This is a genomic window from Frankia tisae (assembly GCF_025403405.1).
Taxonomy (GTDB): Bacteria; Actinomycetota; Actinomycetes; order Frankiales; family Frankiaceae; genus Frankia; species Frankia tisai.
The window spans coordinates 1-450 of sequence record NZ_JANEZT010000817.1; the positions used below are offsets into that span (position 1 = coordinate 1).

The window sequence follows — 450 nt, forward strand, 5'->3', positions numbered from 1 at the left end:
GGCGTTCAGGTGGCGTGACCTTCGCTGCGCGTCCGCAGGACCACAGTCAAAAAGTTAACAAAAAGATGTACCGCGGCGCGCTGAAAAGCATTCTGTCCGAACTGGTACGTCAGGATCGTCTGATCGTTGTCGAATCTTTCTCTGTAGAAGCGCCTAAAACTAAGCTGCTGGCACAGAAACTGAAAGACATGGCTCTGGAAGATGTGCTGATCATCACCGGTGAGCTGGACGAGAACCTGTTCCTTGCTGCGCGCAACCTGCACAAGGTTGACGTACGTGATGCAACTGGTATCGACCCGGTTAGCCTGATCGCCTTCGACAAAGTCGTAATGACTGCTGATGCTGTTAAGCAAGTTGAGGAGATGCTGGCATGATTCGTGAAGAACGTCTGCTGAAGGTGCTGCGCGCACCGCACGTTTCTGAAAAAGCGTCTACTGCGATGGAAAAAAC

The 450-nt window shown here is 52.0% G+C and carries 1 protein-coding gene; it reads left to right on the forward strand.

Translation table 11 applies throughout. The features are described 5' to 3' along the window. A partial coding sequence (rplD, locus tag NBZ85_RS31825; protein ID WP_261563504.1) for a 50S ribosomal protein L4 occupies positions 1-374 on the forward strand: 374 nt, incomplete at its 5' end. Positions 375-450 lie beyond the last annotated feature (76 nt).